1 protein-coding gene is annotated in these 740 nt (G+C 49.9%); it reads left to right on the forward strand.

Going from position 1 to position 740, the window contains the following annotated elements:
• Positions 1-740, forward strand: a 740-nt coding sequence (locus HFE01_RS26395; protein WP_243208296.1) for a condensation domain-containing protein, incomplete at both ends; no start/stop codon positions are given.

The raw sequence follows: 740 nt of genomic DNA on the forward strand, positions 1-740 counted from the left end.
ATCAGCTACAGCCATCAGGAATATCGCAAGGAAACGATGGAACAGCTAGCCGAAGCGCTCAGAACCAGCCTGCAGGACATCATCGCACATTGCGCGGACCGCAAACAGCAGGAGCTGACGCCAAGCGATGTGATGCTTAAACCTGTAACCTTGGCCGAGCTGGATCAGTTAGTAGAGCGGACTCGTGACATCGGGGAACTGGAAAATGTATATGCCTTGACACCGATGCAAAAAGGCATGTTGTTCCATAGCCTGATGGATGCAGCGTCAGGGGCTTATTTTGAACAAACGACCTTTGACTTGCGTGGTCGCTTCCAAGCAGATATTTTCCAAGATAGCTTGAATCATTTGGCGCAGCGGCATGAGATCTTTAGAGCTAATTTCATTAGCGGCTGGCAGGATGAGCCCGTGCAGGTGATTTTCCGGCGCAAGGATGTTGGTTTCAGCTATGAAGATTTGCGTCATTTGGATGATCAGGAACGTGACGCGTATGTGAAGGAATTTATTCGCCAGGACAAGGCAGCCGGATTCGATTTGTCCCGGGATGCGTTGATGCGCGTGGCGATTTTACGGACAGGTGATGAGGATTATTACTTTGTGTGGAGCTCTCATCACATCCTAATGGATGGCTGGTGTGTGGCGTTGGTAACGGATGAGGTGTTTGAGGCTTATTTTGCAGCCGTAGAACATAGAGAACCAAAGCTCGCCCCGGTGACTCCATACAGTCAGTATATTGAGTG

The sequence above is a fragment of the Paenibacillus sp. EKM10P genome (genome assembly GCF_011800655.1).
Taxonomy (GTDB): Bacteria; Bacillota; Bacilli; order Paenibacillales; family Paenibacillaceae; genus Paenibacillus; species Paenibacillus polymyxa.